Below are 22,863 nucleotides of genomic sequence, written 5' to 3' on the forward strand. Positions count from 1 at the left end.
CGCATCGGCGAGAACGGGAAGGGCTGCATTTGTCCAAGACCGTATCCGTCCTGCTGTCCGCGATAGCGGGCGCCTCGGCCGTACTTCTGACCGTGACCGCGCCCGCGGCCGCCAACCCCAATGCCATCAATCCGATTCCTGTTCTCAACGGCACCACCGGATTACCGAACCTGGTCGGCCGTTCGCGAGCGATATTCCAGGTCACCGGAATGGCCAGCCCGAACGCCACCGAGAACTACAACGTCCTCGGCACCGACCTGGGAATCATGTGGGACAACGGCCGCGGCGAGATGCTCACCGCCTTCGGCGATACCGCCGGCGTGGGGCTGCCGAATCTGCTGGCGGGCAGTTTCTGGGCGTGGCGCAGCAATATCCTGGTGCGCAGTCACACCCAGGACCCCTCGGGCGGCATCTATTTCGACAGCGCCGTGCGCGACGTGTTCGGCCAGGCGCGGGATCTCATTCCCAGCCCCAAGATTCCGTTCATCGAGATCAGCCGCATCCCGACCGCGGGTATCTCGGTGAACGGGGTGCAGTACATGAGCCTGATGTCAGTGAAGAGCTGGGACGACGTCGGCCAGTGGACCACCAACTACTCGGGCCTGGCGGCTTCCGCCGACAACGGGGAAACCTGGGCCGACCTCGATTTCACCCGCCGGCCCAACGAGGGCGGCAATGCCAACTTCCAGATGAACGCCTTCGTGAAGAGCGGCGGCTGGGTGTACGAATACGGCACGCCCTCGGGCCGCAATCACTTCGCCTACGTCGCGCGCGTACGGGAGAACGACATCCAGAATCTCGCCGAATACGAGTACTGGGACGGCGGCGCCTGGCGCAAGAACGATGTGAACGCCGCCCGCCCGATCACCGGCGGGGTAGCCGAGATGTCGGTGATGTGGAACGACTACCTCGGGCAATTCGTCATGCTGACCACCGATCCGTGGAATTCGGTGGTGATGAGCCGGGCGTCTTCCCCGGAGGGGCCGTGGAGTCCACCCGAGGTGCTGATCGATACGCGCGAATTGCCGACCGCGTACGCCCCCTCGATCTTCCCGTACCAGACCGGGCGGGAGCTGTATTTCCTCACCACGGTGCACAGCCAGTACAACGTCGTCCTGATGCGCACGACGCTGTAGTTCGCCTCGAACAGCCCACGCCCGGCCGGGTTCCGCTCGGCCGGGCGTCGCGCTGTCGCTGGCTAGACTCGCCCCATGGACGCCGCCGAGTGGGACGAGCGCTATGCGCAGAGCGAGTTGGTGTGGGGCGCACCGCCGAACGCGACGGTCGTCGAGCACATCTTCGGATTGGAGCGCCGCGTCCACCTGGTGCCCGACGCGCCCGGGGAAGAGCCACCGGAATTGCCGCGTGCCCTGGATCTGGCGTGCGGCGAGGGGCGGCACGCGCTGTGGCTGGCCACGCACGGCTGGCAGGTGCGGGCGGTCGATTTCTCCCAGGTCGGCATCGACAAGGGGCGCACGGTCGCCTCGCGGCTGTCGCGGTCGGTGCGCAGCCGGATCGACTGGGAATGCGCGGACGTCACCGATCTGGCCGGAGCCGGGATCGACGGCCCGTTCGAACTGATTCTCGCCGTCTACATCCACCTGCCGGCCGAACAGCGGCGCACCCTGCTGCTCTCGGCGGCCGAGCGGCTGAGCCCGGGTGGCACCCTTCTCGTTCTCGGCCACGACACCACCAATATCGCCGACGGTTACGGCGGACCGCAGGATCCGGCGATCCTGTTCACTCCCGACGATGTGGTGGCGGATCTCGCTGCGGCAGAACATATCCGGGTCGACACCGCGCAGCGGATGATCCGCGAGACCGAGGGGCGCGACGCCATCGACGCCCTCGTGGTCGCCACCGCGACCGTGCCCGATCTGGAGGAGCAAGCGACGGCCACCCCGGACGCGTGATCCGGGGTGGCGACGCCTCACAGTCCGGCGCTGCCGGTGGGTAGCGGCGCCGGTCCGTGGGACTGTGCGGGCGGATCCGCCCGGGGGTGATCGAATCGGTCCCGGCCGAATTGGTCGTATCCGTACCGGTCATAGCCGTTACGGTCGTAACCGAACCGGTCGTAGCCGAACGAGTCGTAGCCGGAGCGGTCGCGGCCGAACCGGTCGAAGCCCGAGCGGTCGCGGCCGAACGAGTCGTATCCGGATCGGTCGAAGCCCGAGCGATCGCGGCCGAACCGGTCGACACCCTGGGCGTTGAACCCGTCGGAGCCGAAGCCGTCGGCAGTGCACGGCGGGGCCGCGCCACACGGAACGCTCGCCTCGGCCGCCCCCGCCCCGGCGACGGCGATACCGGTCGCGGCGAGGACAGCCAGTGCGACACCGGCCACGGGACGGCGAGCGGCACGAATCGGGCCTGCGATCATGGATCACTCTCCTCTCGAAATCCCGACCGCAGTCGAAATTACCTCCCCGATCCCGGCAAGACATCGGGGTATTCCCGGAGCTGGGACCTGAGATTTCGTGGTCCGCAGAGATTTTCGGCTCCGCTCAATCCAGCGTTGCCCACCGGCGCAGCCACGGTTCCACCGTCTGCGCGATCAGATCGAATCCGGCGCGGAAGGAATGCGGCTGGCGAGGAACGACTTTCACCTCGGCGGCATCGGAGGGATCCGGAATGCCGAAGGGATCGCGCTCGCCGTTGATCACCACCACATCGACGTGCGCGGACGCTGCCACCAGTTCGTCACGCCGCGTCTTCTCCGGCTTGCCGGGCGGGTGCAGTGGGAAAGACAGGGCCAGTACGCCTTTCGCGTCGGCTTCCACCGCCGTCCGGCAGGCGACCCGGGCGCCGTTGCTGCGACCACCCTGGATCAGCGGTACGCCGGGTACCCGGTCCCGCAGGGCGGCGACGATCTCGAGCCAGGCCGCGTCCTGCACGGTCGCCGATCCCGGCGCCCGCCGGCCGGCGACGCGATACGGCTGGACCACCCGCGCGACCACCCCGCCCAGCGCCACCGCGCGATCGCGGACGGCCAGCAGATCCCCGGCCTCCACCCCGCCGCCGGAACCGTGGGTGAGCAGCAGCAGAAAACGATCGCCGGTACCCCGCTCGATCTCCACCTCGGCATCCCCCGCAGTCGTCTCGATGCGCACGTGGTCCACGGTAAGCGCCGTTCAGCTCGCCGCGACCACGCACCGGAAGCCGATATGGCTCATGCCGGTGTCGATCATCTGCGGGCGTCGTGCCGCGGGCCGGTACCGGCGGCAGTAGCTGTCGGCGCAGAGGAACGAACCGCCCTTGATCACCTTGCGCGGCACCCGGAACTGCGGCTGGCGCGGATCGAAACTCCGTTCCTGGTCCCCACCGCGCGGATTGCGCGGAACGCAACATCCGCCGCCGCCCGGATGGCGTTCGGCGTACCAGTCGTCGGTCCATTCCCACACGTTGCCGGCCATATCGAACAGGCCATAGGGGTTGGGCGGATACGAACCGACGGCAGCGGTGCGACCGTAACCGGGGTCCGGGCGCCACGGGAATGCGCCGTGCCAATAGTTGGCCAGTCGCACATCGCCCGCTTCGCCCTCCTCACCCCAGGTGAATTCGGCGCCGTCCACACCGCCGCGGGCCGCGGCTTCCCACTGCGCCTCGGTCGGCAGCGCCCGCCCCTGCCATATCGCGTAGGCGGCCGCGTCCTCGTGCGCGATATGGACCACCGGGTGGTCGGGCCGGTCGGCGATCGACGACCCGGGCCCCTCGGGATGCCGCCACGAGGCGCCGGGCGTCCAGCGCCACCACAGGTTCAGATGCCGTAGGTCGACCGGGCCGGAGGTCCCGGTGAACACCATCGAGCCGGGTTGCAGGTTCCCGACCGGCGCCCCCGGGAAGTCGGCGGGATCGAGCGGACGTTCGGCGACGGTGCGGTATCCGGTTTCGGCGACGAACCGTTCGTACCGGGCGTTGGTGACCTGCCGAGTCTCGATGGCGAAGGCGTCCACGGCCACCCGGTGGGCGGGCCGCTCCTCCGGATAGTGACGGTCGGAACCCATGGTGAAGGTCTGTGCGGGTATCTGCCGTACGTCGGTGGCGATCGACATATTCACAGTCACGGGCCGTTCCTACGAATCGGGTGTGAAGATCTGCGCCCAGTCATTCTTCATGCTGACCACCGTCCAGTCGGTGCGACGCGCGTGCGCGAGGGCATCCTCGGCGCCGGCGACGTAGTCGAATTCGCGATCGGCGTCGTCGTGCAGGATGAGCATGCGCAGCGACGGCGCGCCCGCGAGTTCGGAGAACGACAGCATGGGCAGATCGCCGTTGGAATTGCCGACCGACAGAATGGGCCGGCGGCCGATCCGGCTCCAGATTCGGATCGGTTTCTCCGGTCCGTCGTCGAAGAAGTCCATCGCGGATTTGTAGAGCAGGTCGCTGCGGCCTTCCTGTTCGCGATAGGTCAGCCCGAGCGCACTGCCGATCACTCGTTCCGGTGGCACCCCGTAGAGATCACCCGCGACCGGGCGCATGAAATCCCGGTCGCCGCCGGAGGCGATGTAGGTGGTGAATCCGTTGTCGCGCAGATACCACAGCAATTCGACCATCGGCGCGAAACCACAGCCGTGGTACGGGCGGCCGAGAGTCGGGTGGGCGGCGTCGGCGAAGAATGCCGCCACCCGTGCGTCGTAGTCCTCGACGGTGATCTCACCGAAGGCGCGAGTCACCGCGCCCATCAACAACTTCAGATCGTCGTCGTCACCGTGATAGTGCTTGACCATCGCCGCACCGAGCCACTGCAGGTCCTGCTCGTAGGCCGCCCGCCACGGCTGTTGCGTGCGCAATTCCGGTTCCCGCTCCGCCATTTCGGCCAGTCGCCGGATGGTGAAATCGAGCTGGATCGGCATCGGTTTCTCACACCACAGGGTGCCGTCGTTGTCGAATACCGCGATCCGGGCGGACGGTTCGACATATCCGATTCCGTCGCGATCGGTGACGCGAGCGACGAAATCGACTATGGCGGAGGTGGTTTCCCCGTCGTTCCAGGACTCCAGCGACACCGCCATCGTCAGTCCCGGGCGAGGAAGTCGTGCAGTTTGGCGACGGCGTGATCGATCGTGAACGACGCCGGTTCCTGTCGCGGCGGGAATTCCTTGAACGTCTCCAGGAACGCCGTGCAGATGGCCGTCCCGTAAAAGGCGATGTAGTCGTGGTCGATGAACCAGTCCCAATAGGTGTTGGAGGTGACATCGGCCCGCTCGAACGGATCGGTGCGCAGGTTGAACAACTTCGGCACCCGCAGCGGCGTGAACGGTTCGGCCCAGATTCCGAGCGTGCCTTCCTTGCGCTGCTCCATGAACACGATCTTCCAATTCTCGAAACGGATTCCGAGTACATCGCAGTCGTCGGAGAAATAGACCATGCCGCGCCGTGGGCTGTGCTCGGCGGCGCCGGTGAGGTAGGGCAACAGATTGTAGCCGTCGATGTGGACCTTGAAAGTCTTGTCCCCCACCGAATGTCCCTGTTTCAGCTTGTCGACGATGTCGGCTTCGCCAGCTGCGGCCAGCAGCGTCGGAAGCCAATCGTGATGCTGCACGATGTCGTTGGATATCGACCGCGCGGCGATGTGGCCGGGCCAGCGGATCACCTGAGGCACGCGGAACGCGCCCTCCCAGTTGGTGTCCTTCTCGCTACGGAACGGGGTGGTCGCGCCGTCCGGCCAGGAGTTGGCATGCGGACCGTTGTCGGTGCTGTAGACGACGATGGTGTTGTCGGCCAGGCCCAGCTCGTCGAGGGCATCGAGCACCCTGCCCACGTTGCGGTCGTGGTCGATCATCGTGTCGTGGTATGGCGACTGCCAAAGACCCGCCTGCCCAACGCTTTCCGGCTTGGTATGGGTGCGCAGATGCATATGGGTGAAGTTCAGCCAGACGAAGAACGGCGTGCCCGCCCGCTGCTGGCGCGTGAGGAAATCGACGCAGGCCTCGGCTACATCGTCGTCGATCGTCTCCATCCGCTTCTTGGTCAGCGGGCCGGTGTCCTCGATGCGCTGTTTGCCGACGCGCCCGAAGCGCGGATCCTCGGTGGGGTCGTCCGCGTCGGTCGCCCACGAGTGCAGCACCCCGCGCGGGCGTTGCAGGTCGTAGAGCCGCGGATAGGTGTCCTTGTGCGGATAGTCCGGCAGTTCGGGTTCCTCCTCCGCGTTCAGGTGGTAGAGGTTGCCGAAGAATTCGTCGAAGCCGCGGACCGTCGGCAGGAACTCGTTGAGGTCGCCGAGGTGGTTCTTGCCGAACTGCCCGGTCGCGTAGCCGAGCGGTTTCAGCAGTTCGGCGATGGTCGGGTCGTCCGGGGACAGACCGATGCCGGCGCCCGGCATCCCGACCTTGCTCATGCCGGTGCGGTAGACACTCTGCCCGGTGATGAAGGAGGCCCGCCCGGCCGTACAGCTCTGTTCGCCGTAGGAGTCGGTGAACCGCATGCCCTCCTCGGCGAGCCGGTCGATGTTGGGCGTGCGATAGCCCATCAGACCGTCGCTGTAGCAGCTGAGATTGGTGATCCCGATGTCGTCGCCCCAGATCACCAGGATGTTCGGCTTCGAATCCGGCACAGCGGCCTCCTTCGGCGCAGGTGAACTACCCTGCCGAAACCCTGCCCGCGCCTGCCCGCGGGCACCTCACCCGCGGCGGGTGATTGCGGTGAGCCGGGGCCCGGGTGTTCATCTCGTCACATCGCCCGGTCAGCGCTTTCCAAGCCCATTACTCATCGGTAATATACGGTGTAAGTTACCCGCGAGTAGAAGGCGGACATTCCGTTCGACTACCCGGTGTGGAGACACATGGGCGGGAACGGCACACACCGACCCGCACCAACTCAACGGAGAGTGAGTAACAGAGATGGGCCATTACAAGAGCAACGTCCGCGACCTGGAGTTCAACCTCTTCGAGGTGCTGGGCATCGGCTCGGTGCTGGATTCCGGCGCCTACGGTGACCTGGACACCGACACGGTCAAGAACATCATCGACGAGGTACGCCGCCTGGCCGAGGGCCCGGTCGCCGAGTCCTTCGCCGACGCGGACCGCAACCCGCCGGTGTTCGACCCCACCACCCACAGCGTCTCCATTCCGGAGTCGTTCAAGAAGTCCTTCAAGGCCTACGAAGAGGCCGGCTGGAACAAGGTCGGCCTGAACGAGGAGCTGGGCGGCCTGCCCGCGCCGCGTTCGGTGGTCTGGGCCCTCAACGAGATGATCCTGGGCTCCAACCCGGCCGTCGCGATGTACGCCGCCGGTGGTCCGTTCGGCCAGATCTTCTGGAACAACGCCACCGACGAGCAGAAGAAGTGGGCCGAGATCGCCGTCGAGCGCAACTGGGGCGCCACCATGGTGCTGACCGAGCCCGACGCGGGTTCCGACGTCGGCGCCGGCCGCACCAAGGCCATCCAGCAGGAGGACGGCTCCTGGCACATCGAGGGTGTCAAGCGGTTCATCACCTCCGGTGACTCCGACGACATGTTCGAGAACATCTTCCACCTGGTGCTGGCCCGCCCCGAGGGCGCCGGCCCGGGCACCAAGGGCCTGTCGCTGTTCTTCGTGCCGAAGTTCCACTTCGACTTCGAGACCCAGACCCTGCGTGAGCGCAACGGCGTGTTCGTCACCAACGTCGAGCACAAGATGGGCCTGAAGGTCTCGGCCACCTGTGAGGTCACCTTCGGCGGCCACGGCGTGCCCGCCAAGGGCTGGCTGGTCGGCGAGGTCCACAACGGCATCGCGCAGATGTTCGACGTGATCGAGAACGCGCGAATGATGGTGGGCACCAAGGCCATCGCAACCCTGTCGACCGGTTACCTGAACGCGCTGGACTACGCCAAGCAGCGGGTGCAGGGTGCGGATCTGACCCAGATGACCGACAAGACCGCGCCGCGCGTCACCATCACCCACCACCCGGACGTGCGCCGCTCGCTGATGACGCAGAAGGCCTACGCCGAGGGCCTGCGCGCCATCTACCTCTACACCGCCGCGCACCAGAACGAGGACATCGCTCAGCTCGTCTCGGGCGCCGACAAGGACCTCGCGTTCCGCGTCAACGACCTGCTGCTGCCGATCGTCAAGGGTGTCGGCTCGGAGCGGGCCTACCAGTACCTGACCGATTCGCTGCAGACCTTCGGTGGCTCCGGCTTCCTGCAGGACTACCCGATCGAGCAGTACATCCGCGACGCGAAGATCGACTCGCTGTACGAGGGCACCACCGCCATCCAGGCGCAGGACTTCTTCTTCCGCAAGATCGCTCGCGACCGCGGCGTGGCGCTGGCTCACGTGGCCGGACAGGTGCAGAAGTTCATCGAGTCCGAGGCCGGCAACGGCCGCCTGAAGGGCGAGCGCAAGCTGCTGGCCACCGCGCTCGAGGATGTGCAGGCCATGGCCGCCACCCTGACCGGTCACCTGATGGGTGCGCAGGAGGACGCCAAGGAGCTGTACAAGGTCGGCCTGGGTTCGGTCCGCTTCCTGATGGCGGTCGGCGACCTGCTGATCGGCTGGCAGTTGCTGCGTCAGGCCGAGATCGCCATCAAGGCACTCGACAACGGTGCCACCGGCTCCGACGAGGCCTTCTACACCGGCAAGGTCGCGGTCGCGCAGTTCTTCGCCCGCAACGTCCTGCCGGAGCTGACCGCCACTCGCACCGTGCTGTCCAACCTGGACAACGACGTGATGGAGCTCGACGAAGCGGCCTTCTGATCGCCTTCTCGACCACCACGTGAACACAGCGGCCCCGCCTCTCGCATTCGGGAGGCGGGGCCGCTGTCGTCCCGGGTTATAAATGTGACGAGAGTTTCGTCGGCATACCGCACGCCGTCGGCCGAGGGCAGGCACAATACCCACGGCGCGACTCATGGAAGGAAATTCGGAATATGAGACGACTGTCCGCCCTGGCCGGAGCTTGCGCGGCGGTCGCGCTGCTGGGCCTGACGGCATCGCCGGCCGGAGCCGACCCGAACAACATCAATCCGATTCCGGGGCTGAACGGCATCAACGGATTGCCGCAGCTGCCGGGCCCGACGCAGGCGGTCTACCAGGCCACCGGGATGGCCTCGCCGAACCGGACCCAGAACCAGAACGTGCTGGGCACCGACCTCGGCATCATGTGGGACGACGGGCGCGGGCAGATGATCACCGCCTACGGCGACACCGCCGGACTCGGCGTGCCGAACGTCCTGGCCGGCAGCATCTGGGCGTGGCGCTCGAACGTGCTGTTCCGCAGCCCGGCCGGTGCGGACCCGTCGGCGGGCCTGAACTACACGAGCTTCGTGGACAATCCGCTGCCCAGCCCGAAGATTCCGGGTATCGAGATCAGTTTCATCCCGACCGCGGGCATCTCGGTCAACGGTGTGCAGTACATGTCGATGATGTCGGTGCGGGAATGGGGCCCGGACGGGCACTGGGACACCAACTTCTCCACGATGGCCGTCTCCGGTGACGACGGCCAGACCTGGGCGCAGCTGCCGACCACCCGCCGCGGCAACGAGAACGGCTTCCAGAGCTTCCAGCAGAACGCCTTCCTGAAGGCCGGCGGCTACGTCTACAAGTACGGGACCCCGGCGGGCCGCAACCAGCCCGGATTCATCGCCCGGGTCAAGGAAGCCGATATCGCCAACATCGACGCCTACGAGTACTGGGACGGCGGCGCGTGGAAGCCGAAGGACGCCAATGCCGCCAAGCCGATCGTCGGTGGTGTGGGCGAGCTGTCGGTGCAGTGGAACGCGCATCTGGGCCAATACGTGATGCTGACCACCGACCCCTTCGATTCCGTGGTCATGCGGACCGCGCCGAACCCGGAGGGTCCGTGGAGTGCGCCGCGCGTGCTGGTCGATGTGCGTGATCTGCCGACCATGTACGCGCCGATGATCTACCCGTATCAGACCGGCAGCGACCTGTACTTCCTGCTGACCATGCACAACCAGTACAACGTCGTGCTCATGCGCACGCCGCTGTAGGCGGGCAAGAGCCGGAGTTGTCGACGGGCGGAAGCCCGGAGGATACGAAGACGGCTCCGTGCGGTTGCCGGGTCGGGGGTCTGGCAACTGCACGGAGCCGATCTGATTATCGGGGCCGAGCCCGGGGCGTTACACGATTCGTTTCGACACCGGAGAAATTCTCGATCGGGGCACCGGGGACAATCGAGGGCGATTGCGGTGCGGGGCGCTGATCTCACGCCGCGGTGCAGCAGCAAGCAGAGCTCGGACCTGCCGAAGCTCGGACGACTCGAGGAGAAGAGTATGCAGCTGGGAATGATCGGGCTCGGCCGAATGGGTGCCAATATCGTGCGGCGCATCGTCAAGGACGGGCACACCGCGGTCGGCTACTCCCGGCACGAGGACCAGATCAAGGAATTCACCGACGAACTGGGCGACAGCTTCCAGGGTGCGACCGACTACGCGGCGTTCGTCGCGCTGCTCGAGAAGCCGCGCGTGGTCTGGGTGATGATTCCGGCCGGCGCGACCGGCGCGGTCATCGACCAGGTCGCCGACCTGCTGGAGCCGGGCGACATCATCATCGACGGCGGCAACAGCCGCTACCACGAGGACATCAAGCGGGCCGCGGCGCTGGCACCCAAGGGGATCCACTACCTCGACATCGGCACCTCCGGCGGCGTGTGGGGTCTGGACCGCGGCTACTGCCTGATGATCGGCGGCGAGGCCGAGCAGGTCGGCCACCTGGAACCGCTGTTCCGGTCGATCGCCCCGGGTGTCGACGCCGCCGAGCGCACCCCCGGTCGCACCGGTGAGCCCTCCCCCGCCGAGCAGGGCTACCTGCACTGCGGCCCCGCCGGTGCCGGGCACTTCGTGAAGATGGTGCACAACGGCATCGAATACGGCGCGATGGCGGCCTACGCCGAAGGCCTGAACATCCTGCACAAGGCCAATATCGGCAAGGAGCTCGACGACGCGCATTCGGCCGAGGTGTCCCCGCTGGAAAACCCCGAGTACTACCAGTTCGACATCAACGTGCCGGAGGTCACCGAGGTGTGGCGACGCGGTTCGGTGGTCGCGTCCTGGCTGCTGGACCTGACCGCGGCCGCCCTGCACGCCGATCCCGACCTGACCAGCTTCGGTGGGCGGGTGTCGGATTCGGGCGAGGGCCGCTGGACCATCCACGCCGCGATCGACGAGGGCGTGCCGGCCCCGGTGCTCTCGACCGCGCTGTACGAGCGCTTCTCCTCGCGCGGTGAGGCGCTCTACGCGGACAAGGTGCTCTCGGCCATGCGCAAGGCCTTCGGCGGGCACAACGAGCTGCCGGGCAAGTAGGCCGCGGCGCACGCCGAACCGGAACGAAGGCCCCTACCGCATCGGCGGTAGGGGCCTTTCTCGCATCGTGCCTCGCTCAGCTCAGGCTCTGGACGGCGCGGCCGACCATGTCCAGCGCGGCCAGCGGTCCGAAGGTGAGCAGATAGCCCAGTCCCCAGAGGAATGCCATGATGCCTCCACTCAGTCGAATTGCCGGTCCATCCAGTCGATGGTCTGCATGCCGAACAGATCCGTACCCCAGCCGTACAGGTCGGTGAGCATCGTGACCATCGAACAGTCCGTGGGCTGGTAGGTGACGTCGGTGCCCTGCGCCCGGTAGCTGTCGGCGAGCTCGCGCGAGTCGGCCGCGGGGACCAGCGACATCGGCGAATCGTCCTTCGCGCATGATGTGATCAGCACCTTGGACGTCGGCGCGCCGGAGCGGCCGAGCCGGTTGTCGTCGAACACCGGCTGGAACGCCGGTTCGTCGGCGGGATTCAGCCCCGAGTCGAACATCGTTCGCAAGGGGACGAACGGCATGCTGAAGTAGGCGTCCTGACATTGACCGCGGAAGACCTTCGCCACCGCCTGCCCGGCCGGATTCAGTTTCGAATCGAGTTGCATCTCAGGATATTTCGGCTCCAACCCGAGCAGGGTGGCGAACGCGAAGCCCGAACCCACCGAACCGTCGGCGACCCGCATGAAGTTGCGCTGATCGACCACCATGCCTTGCAGCACAGTGGATTTCACGTTCAGCTCCGGCGCGTAGGACGGTTGCAGTTCGGCCGAGAAGCCGGCACCGACACCACCGCCGGCGATCCCGAACAGCGCGACCTGAGCCTGCGGATTCAGCCCGGCCGCATCGAAATTCAGCGCCGCCCGAGTACCGTCGAGCTGGGTGTGCGCGGCGTACTTACCGGCGAAAACACCGTGCGGGGACCGGTCGGCGTCGTTGCCGACGTCGGAGATCATCACCGCGTAGCCCTTACCGAACATCAACGCCAGCGGGCCCAGCGCCGACCAGGACGCGCCGTCCAGCGGATCGCCGCCGGTCCACTGGGTACTGGGATGGCAGTTCCAGCCGACGCTGTCGTTGGCCTCCTGGTAGGAGACGACGTGCTTCTCGTTCGCGGGCTTGCCGTCTCGCGGAATCATCAGGATCCCGGTGCTGATCGCGGGCGTGATGCCGTCGCGTTCGGTGGTGACGTACATCAGCTTCCAGGCGTCGAGATTCGCCGGCTTCACGCCCGTGAACAGCACATCGACCCTTTTCGCCTTCACCACCGTGCCGGGTTTCTCCGCACCGGTCAGCGGTGGTTCCCGATAGAACGGGTCGTCGGCCCGCAACGCCTGGAACGCCTCCTGCGGGCTCGCCGGGGACGCGCCTTGCAGCGAGCCGACGACGAATCCGTTGAAGACCTCGTTCAGGGTGGGCGTCTGCGGCGGAACGGGTTCCGCGGCAGCGGTTCCGGATACTCCGGCGCCCGCCGCGGCACAGACCACCGCGAGGGTGGTCATCGCCGCCAATGTGTACTTCCTCATCGGCCCTCCTGTGTTCCGCCGGACGCCTGCACCGGATCCGCCGGCGTGACCGTCATTTCCTGTGCCGCCGAACTCAGCAGCTGCGGGATGTTCAGCAGCGGCCGATGGGATTCCAGTTGCACCTCGTACGGGGTTCGCAGCGTGGCTTCCAGTGCGGGCCAGTTGTTTTCGACCTGCCACGTGTATTTGGGCAGCAGTTCGGTGGTGATGTAGTCCCAGCGGTCGTCGAGGACCGACCAGTTCCAGCTCGGCAGCGGCAGGCCGAGAATCATCGGGCGTCCGTCGGCGCCGGTGAAAGGCACACGTACGGACCGGAATTCGCGCGGCGGCACGACACCGGCCACCGACGGCGAACCGGCGGCGCCGCTGAGGTAGGTGATCGCCGCACCGACCGGCCCCTTGTAGTTGCGCACCTGGTCCCACTGCGCGCCGATCGCCCACTGCTGTTCCCGGCGCAGCAGGACCGCATTGCCGGCGGCGATCCGATCGTGCGCGCCCGAGGCCACATCGCGCCAGGCGTCCATGATGTCGGCGCCGAACAGTCCGGCCCGCTCGAATTCCGCCAGCGCGGCGAGGCCACCGGTGACGTAGGCGTCGTGCATCGGCATCAGGTCGGAGAAGATGTTCTTCTGCATCACCAGGATCATGCCCAGAATCCACTGCAGGTCCTCGGGGGTGATGGTCGGCGCCGCGTCGGCCAGCGCGCGCAGCCCGTCCGGCAGCATCGCGACCGCCTGCGGGCCGGCCGTCCGCTGCACGGCGCCGAGCACGGTGCGCGCGGCGTCGGCGATACCGGGCAGGTCGTAGAGGTTGCCCATCAGTTCGGCGTCGACGAGTCCGCCGCCGAAGTCGGAGCCGACCTGGCCGCCCATTCCGGCCCACCGCAATTCGCGGTGGCCGAGTTGCAGATTCTCGTAGTAGCGATAGGACTTGATCAGATTGTCGCGGTTGGCCTCGACGCCGGTGCGCGGATCCCAGCGGCGCAGATCGATACCGGCCTTCTCGGTCGCGTCCACGAGCCAGTACTGGTACAGCAGTGCGGCGTACCGGGCCGGCGCCACACCCTCGGCGCGGGCCTCGTCGAGCAGGCGGCCCAGTTCGGCGTGGTCGTAGGGCAATTCCGGGTTCACGCCACCGGGCGACCGGGCGGCATCGCGATTGACCAGAGGCAGGTCGAGGTACCGGTCGAGATCGGATGCTGCGACGGCCGGGGCCGCGCCGAGCGCACCCACCCCGACGACCACCGCGAGAATCAATCCCGCGCCGCGCGCGATTGCGCTGATACGCATATTGCCTCAGCCCTCCGCTATCGGTTCGTTGATGGAGCGGAAGATTTCCGCCGTTATCGGTAGTGAATCAATAGCCGAATGCAATCGATAGCGATCCCAGCCTTCAACAGGGCAGGACCGGACCGTGAATCATCGACAACCAACTACCGACCGTCAGGTTACCGGGAGATTACCAATCGCAGCTGTAGCTATCGACTCGCCCCAGCGCGGGCAATTGTCAGCATTCAATATCTACTGCCGTCTGGAAATAGCTGGTTATTGACCTTTTATTCGGTCCGAGACGGTCCCGAAGATGCTCGCGAGCGACGGATGGTTGAATGACTGATATCACAATTCGATAACTGAGGTATTGCCGCCGCAGGCGTTTTTCCGGCCCCCGAGACAGTGCACGCGGCGGTGGGAGCAAGGCTCGGCGGCGCGCGCACAGGGTTGGGTTCCCGGGGCCGGGGTGCGGATGGTGACCACGGGTAGGTTCCGGCGCCTCGAACGGCTACGGTCGGTCCATGCGCAACGTTGCCGGGATCGTTCTCGCAGTAGCCGCAGTCGCCCTCGCGGGGTGCTCAGGTGGTGGTGGCTCCAGCTCCACTACCACGACCAGTCCCAGCGCCGCACCGGGCACCACGAGTGCGACCGGCGGCACCGCCGCGAACACCACGACGGGTAACCAGCAGGACTGCGCCGCAGGCTATCTCGCGCAGTTCACCACCCGGCAGAAGCTGGCGCAGCTGCTCACCGTGGGCGTCAAGAACACCGCCGACGCCGAACAGGTGGTGCGCGGGGAACAGGTGGGCGGCATCTTCGTCGGCAGCTGGACCGATCAATCCATGCTGTCCGGTCAGGGCCTCGAGCAGGTGAAGGCCGCCGCGCGCACGCCGCTCATGGTGACCATCGACGAAGAAGGCGGCCGGGTGTCGCGGTTGCAGAATCTGATCGGGCAGGCGCCCTCGGCCCGGGTCGCCGCGCAGACCATGTCGACCGACGAGTACTACCAACAGAGCCTCACCCGCGGGCAGGCCATGAAGAAGCTGGGCATCACCGTCGACTTCGCGCCCGACGTGGATGTCAGCGACGAGCCCGACGACGCGGTGATCGGCGACCGCTCCTACTCCCAGGATCCGCAGGTCGTCACCGAATACGCCGGCGCCTACATCCGGGCCATGCACGATGCCGGTGTCGGCGCGGTGATGAAGCACTTCCCCGGCCACGGCCACGGATCGGGCGATTCCCACACCGGCGCGGTGCGCACGCCCCCGCTGGATCAGATGCAGCAGGTGGATCTGGTGCCGTTCCGGAACCTGATCGACTCCGGCGCCGCGGTGATGGTCGGTCATCTCGACGTTCCCGGTCTGACCTCGCCCAACGTTCCGGCGAGCATCAGCCCGGAGGCGATGGCACTGCTGCGCCAGGGCACCGGCTACAACGCCAAGCCCTACAACGGCCCGATCTTCACCGACGACCTGAGCGGCATGGCGGCCATCACGGCGCGGATGGGCATCGAGGAGGCCGTCGCCACCGCCCTGGAGGCCGGTGCCGACGAAGCGCTGTGGATCAGCACCGACGCCGTCAGCTCGGTGCTGGACCGGCTCGAACAGGAAGTTCGCGACGGGAAACTGACCATGAAGCAGGTCGACGATTCGGTCCTGCGGGTGGCCGAGTACAAAGGCATCCAGCTCCCCTGCTGAGCCCGGCTTCAGCGAATCGGTGGCAATTCGTTGCCCTCGGAAACTTACCTTGGAGTAAGATAGGGGTTTCGATATGGGCTAGGAGTGGTGGATGGCAGGCGGAACGAAGCGGCTTCCCAGGGCGGTTCGTGAGCAGCAGATGCTGGACGCCGCCGTCGAGGTCTTCTCCCGAAAGGGATATCACGACACGTCGATGGATGCCATCGCGGCCGAGGCCAAGATCTCCAAGCCGATGCTGTATTTGTACTACGGCTCCAAGGACGAACTGTTCCGGGCCTGCATTCAGCGCGAGAGCGCACGCTTCATCGAGGCCGTCGCGGTGGCCGGCAACCCCAAGCTCACCCCGCACGAGCAGCTGCGGGCCGGGCTCGAGGCATTCCTGTCCTATGTGGACAACAACCGGCTGTCGTGGTCGGTGCTGTACCGGCAGGCCCTCGGGCAGCAGCCGTTCGCCTCCGAGATCGCGAACAGTCGTGAGCGCATCATCGAACTGACCGCGAAACTGCTCGAGTCGAGTGCCAAATATGCCGAGCCCGGTACGGATTTCGATATCGTCGCGGTGGCCGTGATCGGTGCGGGCGAGGCGATCGCCGACCGGATCGCCAGCGGTGAGGTCGATGTCGCCAGCGCGGTCGACCTGCTCGACAATCTGGCCTGGCGCGGTCTGGCCGGTAAGAAGAAGGCCGAGTAGACACCGGCGAAACGCGCGGTCCGACTTGCGCGGCGCTGTCGGCACCTGCCAGAGTGCGCAGTGCACAGATGGCCGGATTGCCGATGCGGCCGGGGTTCTACGGGGCGGAATTGTTCGGACTTCTCACGCCGTGCGCGCACAGCGCGGCGAAATACGGCCTGGATGCGGCAGATTGGCGCACGCATATGTGCGGACTGTGCCTGGGCCTGCGCGACGGGCACGGCCAGTTGGCCCGCACCGCGACCAATACCGACGCGATCGTGCTGAATGTGCTCACCGAAGCACAGACCGGCGCGTCCGCGCGGACCCCGGCCGGGCCGTGTGCGCTGCGCGGTATGCAACGCGCCTCGGTCGCCGCGGCCGGATCCCCCGGGGTGCGGCTGGCGGCGACCGCGTCACTATTGCTGGGAGCGGCCAAGATTCGCGACCACGCCGACGACGGCGACGCGGGTCCGCTCGCTCGGCGGCCCATGCGGAAGGTAGCCGATCGCTGGTTCGCCTCGGCCCGCGCGAACGCCGCCGACATCGACCTGGACATCGAACCGCTGATCGCCGCGATCGGCCGTCAGGCAGAACTCGAGCAGACAGTGCGGATCCGTTCGCGGACAGCCGATTCCACGCCGCTGAAGCTGCTCGCCACACTCACCGAGCCGACACAGACGTGTGCCGCCGAACTTTTCGCCCACAGTTCCGTTCTGGCGGACCGCCCGGAGAACGTCACTGCCCTGCGAGAGGTCGGTTGGCATTTCGGGCGCATCGCCCACCTTGCCGACGCCATCGAGGATCTCGACGACGACCGCCGCCGGAATCGCTTCAATCCGCTGCTCGCCACCGGAGTGAGCGCCGAGGGGGCACACGGTCTGCTGCGTGAGTCCGACGCCGAAATACGCCGTGCCCTGCACCAAGCGAAGCTCGCGCACGTTCCCACCGTCCGCTGGCTGTTGCTCGATCCGTTGCGCAGCGTCGTCCGGAAGCTGGGCCGAACCGCGGCTGTCGCATGCGGCACCGCGACATCCGCCTGCGGCTGCGGAAAGCGAAGTGGCACAGCCCTTTCCCACGGCACCGATACCAACGCGACGGCACAGTTGCTGGGCTACCCGGTGGCGGCCGGGCACATTCGGCCGTGGGCAGCCGCCACGGTGCAGCCCTACGACATCCCGCCGCCGTTCGGTGATCGACCGCCGAGCGATCCGTATCCACCCTCGGATGAGCCACCGCACGAGCCGCCGCGACGACCCACCTTCTGGCAGGGAGTCGGAATCATCTGCGGGGTGTACTGCACCGGGTACGCCTGCTGTGCCGGGCATCGGCGGCCGTGCAGCGGCGAACATCGGGATGCCTGGCTGCAGCGGTGCGACTGCGATTGCGATTGCTGCGACTGCGGCGACTGCGAGGGCTGTGGCGATTGCTGCAGCTGTTGCAACGGTTGCGGCGACTGTGACTGCGATTGCTGCGGCTGCGACTGCAGTTGCTGATCGGGCCGCCTATCACCGGCCCGGATCGACAACAGCCGCCCACCTTTTCGCCTTCGCCACATATCGAATCCCCCATGCGATCCGATATGCGGCCGCCGAGAAGGTGGGCGGCTGTTCGTGTGCCGTTCGCTGCTCAGTGCAGCGTCGCGGTCAGATGAGGGTAGCCCTTCTTCGGATGTTTCAGCGACAGATCCCAGCCCTCGGCGGTCTGGTCGGCGTAGACGTTGACCGTGGATGGCAGCAGGATCGGCTTGCCGAATTTCACCGCGTAGGCCGTTTTCGCGGGCACCCGGCCCTCGATGACGCCGAGGATCGCGGCGGCCGACCACATGCCGTGGGCGATCGAGCGCGGGAAGCCGAAGGCCTTCGCCCCGAGCGCCGACATGTGGATCGGGTTGCGGTCGCCGGAGGCGGCCGCGTAGCGATGGATCATCGCCTGGTCGACCTTCAGCGTGCGTAGCGGCGGCGGCGGCACCTCGTCCGGCTTCGGCGCCGCCTTCGGGCCACCGGACAGCGAGGTGCGCTGCTGGTGCAGGAAGGTGGTGACCTGCCGCCACACCAGTTCACGCCCCACGCTGATTTCGCTGATGGCGTCGACCAGCAGACCCTTCGGATGCTCGCGCAGGTTCTCCACGTGGGCGCGGATGTCGAGCGGTTCGCTGACCGAGATCTCGCGGGTGCGCTCGATCAGGTTCTCCGCGTGCACCGCACCGACGGCGACGAACGGGAAGTCCCGCGCCACCACCAACTGCATCACCACGGGAAAGGTGAGCACGAACGGATAGGTCAGCGGCAGGGAGTCGCCGAAGCGCAGCCCGGTCGCGTGGCAGTAGGCCGCGAGGTGGTCGGGATCGACGCGGACGCCGTTCCACTCGACCGCGCGATCCGGGATCTCGGACTTGCGCGCCGACACCAACGGCAACGGAACGGCACCCAGTGCGGCCTTCAGATACAGGCTGCCGGTCTTGGGCGGCTCGTTCAGCGAGATGGTCTGGGTTGCCACGTCAGGCTCCGATCATGGCCTGGCCGCAGACGCGAACGATGTTGCCGTTCACCGCATTCGAGGCCGGGCTGGCGAAGTAGGCGATGGTCTCGGCGACGTCCACGGTCTGCCCGCCCTGCAGCAGCGAGCTGAGCAGCCGGCCCGCCTCGCGGGTGCCGACCGGAATGGCGGCGGTCATCGCGGTCTCGATGAAACCGGGGGCGACGGCGTTGATGGTGATGCCCTTCTCGGCCAGCTTGGGCGCCTCGGCGTTCACCATGCCGATGACACCGGCCTTCGAGGCGCCGTAGTTGGTCTGGCCGCGGTTGCCGGCGATACCGGCGATCGAGGACACGTCGATCACCCGGCCGCCCTCCTTCAGCGCACCCTTGGCCACCAAGCCCTCGGTGATGCGGTGCGGCGCGGCGAGATTGACGTTGAGCACGGCATCCCAGCGCGCGGCGTCCATGTTCGCGAGCAGCTTGTCGCGGGTGATGCCGGCGTTGTGGACGATGATGTCGACGCCGCCGAAGCGTTCGGTGGCGAATTCGGCGATCTTGTCCGCGGCATCGGCGGCGGTGACGTCGACCGCGAGCGCGGTGCCACCGACCTTGTTGGCGGTCTGCGACAGCGCCTCGCCGGCGGCCGGGATGTCGGCGACAATCACGGTGGCGCCGTCGCGCGCGAACACCTCGGCGATGGTCGCGCCGATACCGCGGGCGGCGCCGGTGACCACGGCGACCTTGCCGTCGAGCGGCTTGGTCCAGTCGATGCCGGCGGCGGCGTTGTCGTCCTTGCCGACCCGGAAGACCTGGCCGTCGACGAACGCCGACTTGGCGGACAGGATGAAGCGCAGGGTCGACTCCAGACCGGTGGCGGCCGCGGCGGCCTCCGGGTGCAGGTAGACCAGGTTGGCGGTGGCGCCGCGCAGAAGTTCCTTACCCACGCTGCGGGAGAAGCCCTCCAGCGCGCGCTGCGCGATCTGCGCGTCGACGCTGCCCGCGAGTTCCGGCGTGGTGCCGACGACCAGCACACGGCCGGAGGGGGCGATCGAGCGCATGGCCGGCTGGAAGAACTCGAACAGCTGCGACAATTCCTCGACGGTGCCGATGCCGGTGGCGTCGAAGACCAGCGCGCCGACCTTCACGCCCTGGGTGGGGGCGTCGACGAAGGTGTAGTCCGACAGCAGGGTGCGCGCGGCGTCGGCCACGCGGCCCTTACCGCCGAGCAGGACGGGGCCCGGCAACGCCGGCTCGCCCGGGGCGTAGCGACGCAGCTTCTCCGGCTTCGGCAGGCCCAATTTGCCGGCCAGGAAAGCGCCGGGGGCGGAATTGACGAACGAACCGTAAAGGTTGGGAGCGCCCTTGCTCTTGCTGGCTGCCACTGTTCCTACCTTCTCCTTGTGTCGTATGTGGACGATCTGGACGTCTGCCGTATCCGTTTTCCCCACTACCCCGCGCGTTGTAGCCCACATCTCCGGGGTACGGTGTCGACAATTAACTTACTCCAGAGTAAGTTTAATGTAAACCGACGGAATCGCCAGCAGTACAGTCGGCCGGGTACCGACTTCGTCCCCAACATGCGGCATTCCCGGCTCCGGACCCAAGAAACCTGCCTACCCACCCTGGCCGGCTCCGCACGCTCCGCCGGCCGACCGTCCCCAAAGGAGACTCGAGTGACTACCAAAGCCCGTTCGGCGAAGACCGCACCATCGAGCAGCCGGGCCGACAAGGCCAAGCAGGCCAAGCCCGTCGCCGTCCTCGGCGGTAACCGCATCCCGTTCGCTCGCTCCGACGGCCGTTACGCCCACGCTTCCAACCAGGACATGTTCACCTCCGCGCTGAACGGCCTGGTCAGCCGATTCGGGCTGCAGGGCGAGCGGCTCGGCATGGTCGTCGGCGGCGCGGTGCTCAAGCGGGTCGGCGAGCACGGCATGGTCCGGGAGAGCGTGCTGGGCAGCGAACTGTCGCCCTACACCCCCGCGCACGATCTGCAGCTGGCCTGCGGCACCGGCCTGCAGTCGATCGTCACCGTCGGCGACGCCATCGCGCTGGGCCGGATCGAGGCCGGTATCGGCGGCGGCACCGACACCACCTCCGACGCGCCGATCGGTGTGAGCGAATCGATGCGCGAATGGATGCTCGACGCCAACCGGGCGCGCAACAACAAGGATTACGTCAAGCTCGTCGGCCGGCTGCGCCCGAGCATGGTCGGCATCGAGATCCCGCGCAACGCCGAGCCCCGCACCGGGCTGTCGATGGGTGACCACGCCGCGATCACCGCCAAGGAGTTCGGCATCGCCCGCGAGGCGCAGGACGAGCTGGCCTACCTCTCGCACAAGAACATGGCCGCCGCCTACGACCGCGGCTTCTTCGACGACCTGGTCACCCCGTTCCTGGGCCTGACCCGCGACGACAACCTGCGCCCGAACTCCTCGCTGGAGAAGCTGGCCACCCTCAAGCCGGTGTTCGGCAACAAGCTCGGCGATGCCACCATGACCGCCGGCAACTCCACCCCGCTCACCGACGGCGCCTCCGCGGTGCTGCTGGGCAGCGAGGAGTGGGCCGCCGAGCGCAACCTGAAGCCGCTGGCCTACCTGGTCGACAGCGAAGTGGCGGCGGTCGACTACGTCTGGGGTCCGGACGGCCTGCTGATGGCGCCGACCTACGCGGTGCCGCGCCTGCTCGCCCGCAACGGCCTCACCCTGCAGGATTTCGACTACTACGAGATCCACGAGGCGTTCGCCTCGGTCGTGCTGGCCACCCTGCAGGCGTGGGAATCCGACCAGTACTGCAAGGAGCGGCTGGGCCTGGACGGCGCCCTCGGGGCGATCGACCGCACCAAGCTCAACGTCAACGGCTCCTCGCTGGCGGCGGGGCACCCGTTCGCCGCGACCGGTGGGCGCATCATCGCCCAGACCGCGAAGCAGTTGGCGGAGAAGGGTTCCGGACGCGCGCTGATCTCCATCTGCGCCGCCGGCGGCCAGGGCGTGGTCGCCATCCTGGAGCGCTGATCCGCGCCGCCGCTGGGCGCGTATGACGAAACGACGCCGGCCCGTATCGAACGGGCCGGCGTCGTCGTTATTCCGGAGATCGTCCGGAACCTCGGGATCAGACAGTCAGCGCGCGGGCGGCGGGACCGCGATCGTCAGGGCGCCCAATCGGACCGGGTCGGCGACGACGTCGTAGGCGGCCACCCGGTCCTCGCGCACGGTGAGCAGCAGGACCGCCGCCAGTTTCCCGTGCGGTGCCACGACCAGTCCCAGCCGACCGTCGACCAGGGCGAGGCCCGCGACCCGGGAACGACTGCGCAGCAGCACCGTTTCCTCGGCCACCGCCGCCGCACCCCGCACGACGGACGCGATGCCGGGCGGCAGAATCGCCGGGTCCGCGGTGCGCACGACATCGGGTGCGAGGACCGCGAGCAGGGCGCCGAGGTCGCCGGCCCGCGCCGCCGACAGGAATGCGGTGACCACCTCGCGATGCCGGGCGAGTTCGGCCGCGGGCGTAGCGGTGTCGCCGCGCACGCGGTGGCGGGCGCGACTGGCCAGCTTCTTCGTCGTCGCCGCGGTGCGGCCTACGATCGGGGCGATATCGTCGAACGGGACGGCGAACATGTCGTGCAGTACGAAGGCGACACGCTCGTCCGGGCTCAGCGTGCGCAACACCACCAGCAGCGCGCGACCGACCGAATCCGCCAGTACCGCTTCGGCTTCCGGTTCGGAGAAGACGACGGGCCGAGGGCCCGCACCGGCGAAGTCGAGCGCGACGGATCCGTCCGCGGGGTCGACGAGCTCCTCTCGCCGCGCGGCTCGGGAACGCAACTGGTCCAAGCAGATTCGCGAGACGACGGTGGTGAGCCACGCCGCGAGATTGTCGATCCCGAGCCCGCCCCCCGCATCGTCATCCGCAGCCCGCTTGCCCGCCTCGCCCCTGTCTCTTATACACATCTCCGAGCCCACGAGACCGATCAGTATCTCGTATG

General features: G+C 67.4%; 19 protein-coding genes. 9 read left to right on the top strand and 10 right to left on the bottom strand.

All coding sequences use genetic code 11. The features are described 5' to 3' along the window. The first annotated feature begins 29 nt into the window (after nt 1-29). On the top strand, nt 30-1,136 hold the full coding sequence (locus C8258_RS24470; RefSeq protein WP_106957178.1) for a DUF4185 domain-containing protein: 1,107 nt from the start codon (nt 30-32) through the stop codon (nt 1,134-1,136). A 75-nt stretch (nt 1,137-1,211) separates the two neighbouring features. Beyond that, the gene (locus C8258_RS24475) at nt 1,212-1,913 is read left to right on the top strand and encodes a class I SAM-dependent methyltransferase (RefSeq protein WP_106957179.1); all 702 of its coding nucleotides are present in this window, start codon (nt 1,212-1,214) and stop codon (nt 1,911-1,913) included. A 17-nt stretch (nt 1,914-1,930) separates the two neighbouring features. Here the strand turns inward: C8258_RS24475 and C8258_RS24480 are convergent, their stop codons facing one another. The 5 genes from C8258_RS24480 to C8258_RS24500 all read right to left on the bottom strand — a co-directional run bounded on the left by C8258_RS24480 (nt 1,931) and on the right by C8258_RS24500 (nt 6,550). Continuing rightward, nucleotides 1,931-2,377 (bottom strand): hypothetical protein, encoded by a 447-nt coding sequence (locus C8258_RS24480; RefSeq protein ID WP_106957180.1) that lies wholly within the window; start codon nt 2,375-2,377, stop codon nt 1,931-1,933. A gap of 124 nt (nt 2,378-2,501) precedes the next feature. Continuing rightward, nucleotides 2,502-3,107 carry an alpha/beta family hydrolase gene (locus C8258_RS24485; protein ID WP_106957206.1) on the bottom strand — a complete coding sequence of 202 codons (606 nt, stop codon included), beginning with the start codon at nt 3,105-3,107 and terminating at the stop codon, nt 2,502-2,504. Nucleotides 3,108-3,128: 21 nt separating this feature from the next. Beyond that, nucleotides 3,129-4,049, bottom strand: coding sequence for a formylglycine-generating enzyme family protein (locus C8258_RS24490; protein ID WP_106957181.1), 921 nt, complete (start codon nt 4,047-4,049; stop codon nt 3,129-3,131). A gap of 21 nt (nt 4,050-4,070) precedes the next feature. After that, nucleotides 4,071-5,009 carry an HAD family phosphatase gene (locus tag C8258_RS24495; RefSeq protein WP_106957182.1) on the bottom strand — a complete coding sequence of 313 codons (939 nt, stop codon included), beginning with the start codon at nt 5,007-5,009 and terminating at the stop codon, nt 4,071-4,073. Between the two features lie 2 nt (nt 5,010-5,011). Beyond that, complete coding sequence (locus C8258_RS24500; RefSeq protein WP_106957183.1) at nt 5,012-6,550, bottom strand: arylsulfatase; 1,539 nt, start codon at nt 6,548-6,550, stop codon at nt 5,012-5,014. A 286-nt stretch (nt 6,551-6,836) separates the two neighbouring features. On the opposite strand from C8258_RS24500, the gene C8258_RS24505 reads away from it, so the two are divergent. The 3 genes from C8258_RS24505 (at nt 6,837) to gnd (ending at nt 11,239) form a co-directional block, all read left to right on the top strand. Then, nucleotides 6,837-8,672: an acyl-CoA dehydrogenase gene (locus tag C8258_RS24505; RefSeq protein ID WP_106957184.1), complete on the top strand. Its 1,836-nt coding sequence runs from the start codon at nt 6,837-6,839 to the stop codon at nt 8,670-8,672. 173 nt (nt 8,673-8,845) lie between these two features. Continuing rightward, nucleotides 8,846-9,928 carry a DUF4185 domain-containing protein gene (locus tag C8258_RS24510; RefSeq protein ID WP_036506817.1) on the top strand — a complete coding sequence of 361 codons (1,083 nt, stop codon included), beginning with the start codon at nt 8,846-8,848 and terminating at the stop codon, nt 9,926-9,928. Between the two features lie 282 nt (nt 9,929-10,210). Beyond that, a complete protein-coding gene (gnd, locus tag C8258_RS24515) occupies nt 10,211-11,239 on the top strand; it encodes a phosphogluconate dehydrogenase (NAD(+)-dependent, decarboxylating) (protein WP_106957207.1) in 1,029 nt (342 codons plus the stop codon). 180 nt (nt 11,240-11,419) lie between these two features. Here the strand turns inward: gnd and C8258_RS24520 are convergent, their stop codons facing one another. After that, the gene (locus tag C8258_RS24520) at nt 11,420-12,760 is read right to left on the bottom strand and encodes a lipase family protein (RefSeq protein WP_106957185.1); all 1,341 of its coding nucleotides are present in this window, start codon (nt 12,758-12,760) and stop codon (nt 11,420-11,422) included. Next, nucleotides 12,757-14,049, bottom strand: coding sequence for a hypothetical protein (locus C8258_RS24525; RefSeq protein WP_106957186.1), 1,293 nt, complete (start codon nt 14,047-14,049; stop codon nt 12,757-12,759). The genes C8258_RS24520 and C8258_RS24525 overlap by 4 nt, the downstream gene beginning before the upstream one ends. Before the next feature lie 503 nt (nt 14,050-14,552). On the opposite strand from C8258_RS24525, the gene C8258_RS24530 reads away from it, so the two are divergent. The 3 genes from C8258_RS24530 (at nt 14,553) to C8258_RS24540 (ending at nt 17,897) form a co-directional block, all read left to right on the top strand. Continuing rightward, nucleotides 14,553-15,731, top strand: coding sequence for a glycoside hydrolase family 3 N-terminal domain-containing protein (locus tag C8258_RS24530; protein ID WP_106957187.1), 1,179 nt, complete (start codon nt 14,553-14,555; stop codon nt 15,729-15,731). A 91-nt stretch (nt 15,732-15,822) separates the two neighbouring features. Then, entirely contained in the window at nt 15,823-16,422 is a 600-nt protein-coding gene (locus C8258_RS24535) for a TetR/AcrR family transcriptional regulator (protein WP_030514254.1), read from the top strand. A gap of 53 nt (nt 16,423-16,475) precedes the next feature. Further along, entirely contained in the window at nt 16,476-17,897 is a 1,422-nt protein-coding gene (locus C8258_RS24540; protein ID WP_369974810.1) for a DUF5685 family protein, read from the top strand. 133 nt (nt 17,898-18,030) lie between these two features. Here the strand turns inward: C8258_RS24540 and C8258_RS24545 are convergent, their stop codons facing one another. Together C8258_RS24545 and C8258_RS24550 are read right to left on the bottom strand one after the other, a co-directional pair. Beyond that, the gene (locus C8258_RS24545; RefSeq protein WP_106957188.1) at nt 18,031-18,900 is read right to left on the bottom strand and encodes a MaoC family dehydratase; all 870 of its coding nucleotides are present in this window, start codon (nt 18,898-18,900) and stop codon (nt 18,031-18,033) included. A gap of 1 nt (nt 18,901) precedes the next feature. Next, a complete protein-coding gene (locus C8258_RS24550; RefSeq protein ID WP_233225315.1) occupies nt 18,902-20,263 on the bottom strand; it encodes a 3-oxoacyl-ACP reductase in 1,362 nt (453 codons plus the stop codon). Between the two features lie 291 nt (nt 20,264-20,554). Between C8258_RS24550 and C8258_RS24555 the strand changes: the two genes are divergently transcribed. Then, the gene (locus C8258_RS24555; RefSeq protein WP_039781524.1) at nt 20,555-21,892 is read left to right on the top strand and encodes an acetyl-CoA C-acetyltransferase; all 1,338 of its coding nucleotides are present in this window, start codon (nt 20,555-20,557) and stop codon (nt 21,890-21,892) included. 105 nt (nt 21,893-21,997) lie between these two features. On the opposite strand, the gene C8258_RS24560 is transcribed toward C8258_RS24555, so the two are convergent. Next, nucleotides 21,998-22,863: sigma factor-like helix-turn-helix DNA-binding protein (locus C8258_RS24560; RefSeq protein WP_106957190.1), on the bottom strand; the 866-nt coding region annotated here is incomplete at its 5' end.

Source organism: Nocardia sp. MDA0666 (assembly GCF_003023875.1).
GTDB classification, from domain to species: domain Bacteria; phylum Actinomycetota; class Actinomycetes; order Mycobacteriales; family Mycobacteriaceae; genus Nocardia; species Nocardia aobensis.

What these genes read in the sequence shown, in the direction of transcription:
- C8258_RS24530 (WP_106957187.1), top strand. Translation starts at nt 14,553, where the DNA reads ATGCGCAACGTTGCCGGGATCGTTCTCGCAGTAGCCGCAGTCGCCCTC.
- C8258_RS24490 (WP_106957181.1), bottom strand. Translation starts at nt 4,049, where the DNA reads ATGTCGATCGCCACCGACGTACGGCAGATACCCGCACAGACCTTCACC.
- C8258_RS24520 (WP_106957185.1), bottom strand. Translation starts at nt 12,760, where the DNA reads ATGAGGAAGTACACATTGGCGGCGATGACCACCCTCGCGGTGGTCTGT.
- C8258_RS24505 (WP_106957184.1), top strand. Translation starts at nt 6,837, where the DNA reads ATGGGCCATTACAAGAGCAACGTCCGCGACCTGGAGTTCAACCTCTTC.
- C8258_RS24495 (WP_106957182.1), bottom strand. Translation starts at nt 5,009, where the DNA reads ATGGCGGTGTCGCTGGAGTCCTGGAACGACGGGGAAACCACCTCCGCC.
- C8258_RS24510 (WP_036506817.1), top strand. Translation starts at nt 8,846, where the DNA reads ATGAGACGACTGTCCGCCCTGGCCGGAGCTTGCGCGGCGGTCGCGCTG.
- C8258_RS24535 (WP_030514254.1), top strand. Translation starts at nt 15,823, where the DNA reads ATGGCAGGCGGAACGAAGCGGCTTCCCAGGGCGGTTCGTGAGCAGCAG.
- C8258_RS24475 (WP_106957179.1), top strand. Translation starts at nt 1,212, where the DNA reads ATGGACGCCGCCGAGTGGGACGAGCGCTATGCGCAGAGCGAGTTGGTG.
- C8258_RS24480 (WP_106957180.1), bottom strand. Translation starts at nt 2,377, where the DNA reads ATGATCGCAGGCCCGATTCGTGCCGCTCGCCGTCCCGTGGCCGGTGTC.
- C8258_RS24525 (WP_106957186.1), bottom strand. Translation starts at nt 14,049, where the DNA reads ATGCGTATCAGCGCAATCGCGCGCGGCGCGGGATTGATTCTCGCGGTG.
- gnd (WP_106957207.1), top strand. Translation starts at nt 10,211, where the DNA reads ATGCAGCTGGGAATGATCGGGCTCGGCCGAATGGGTGCCAATATCGTG.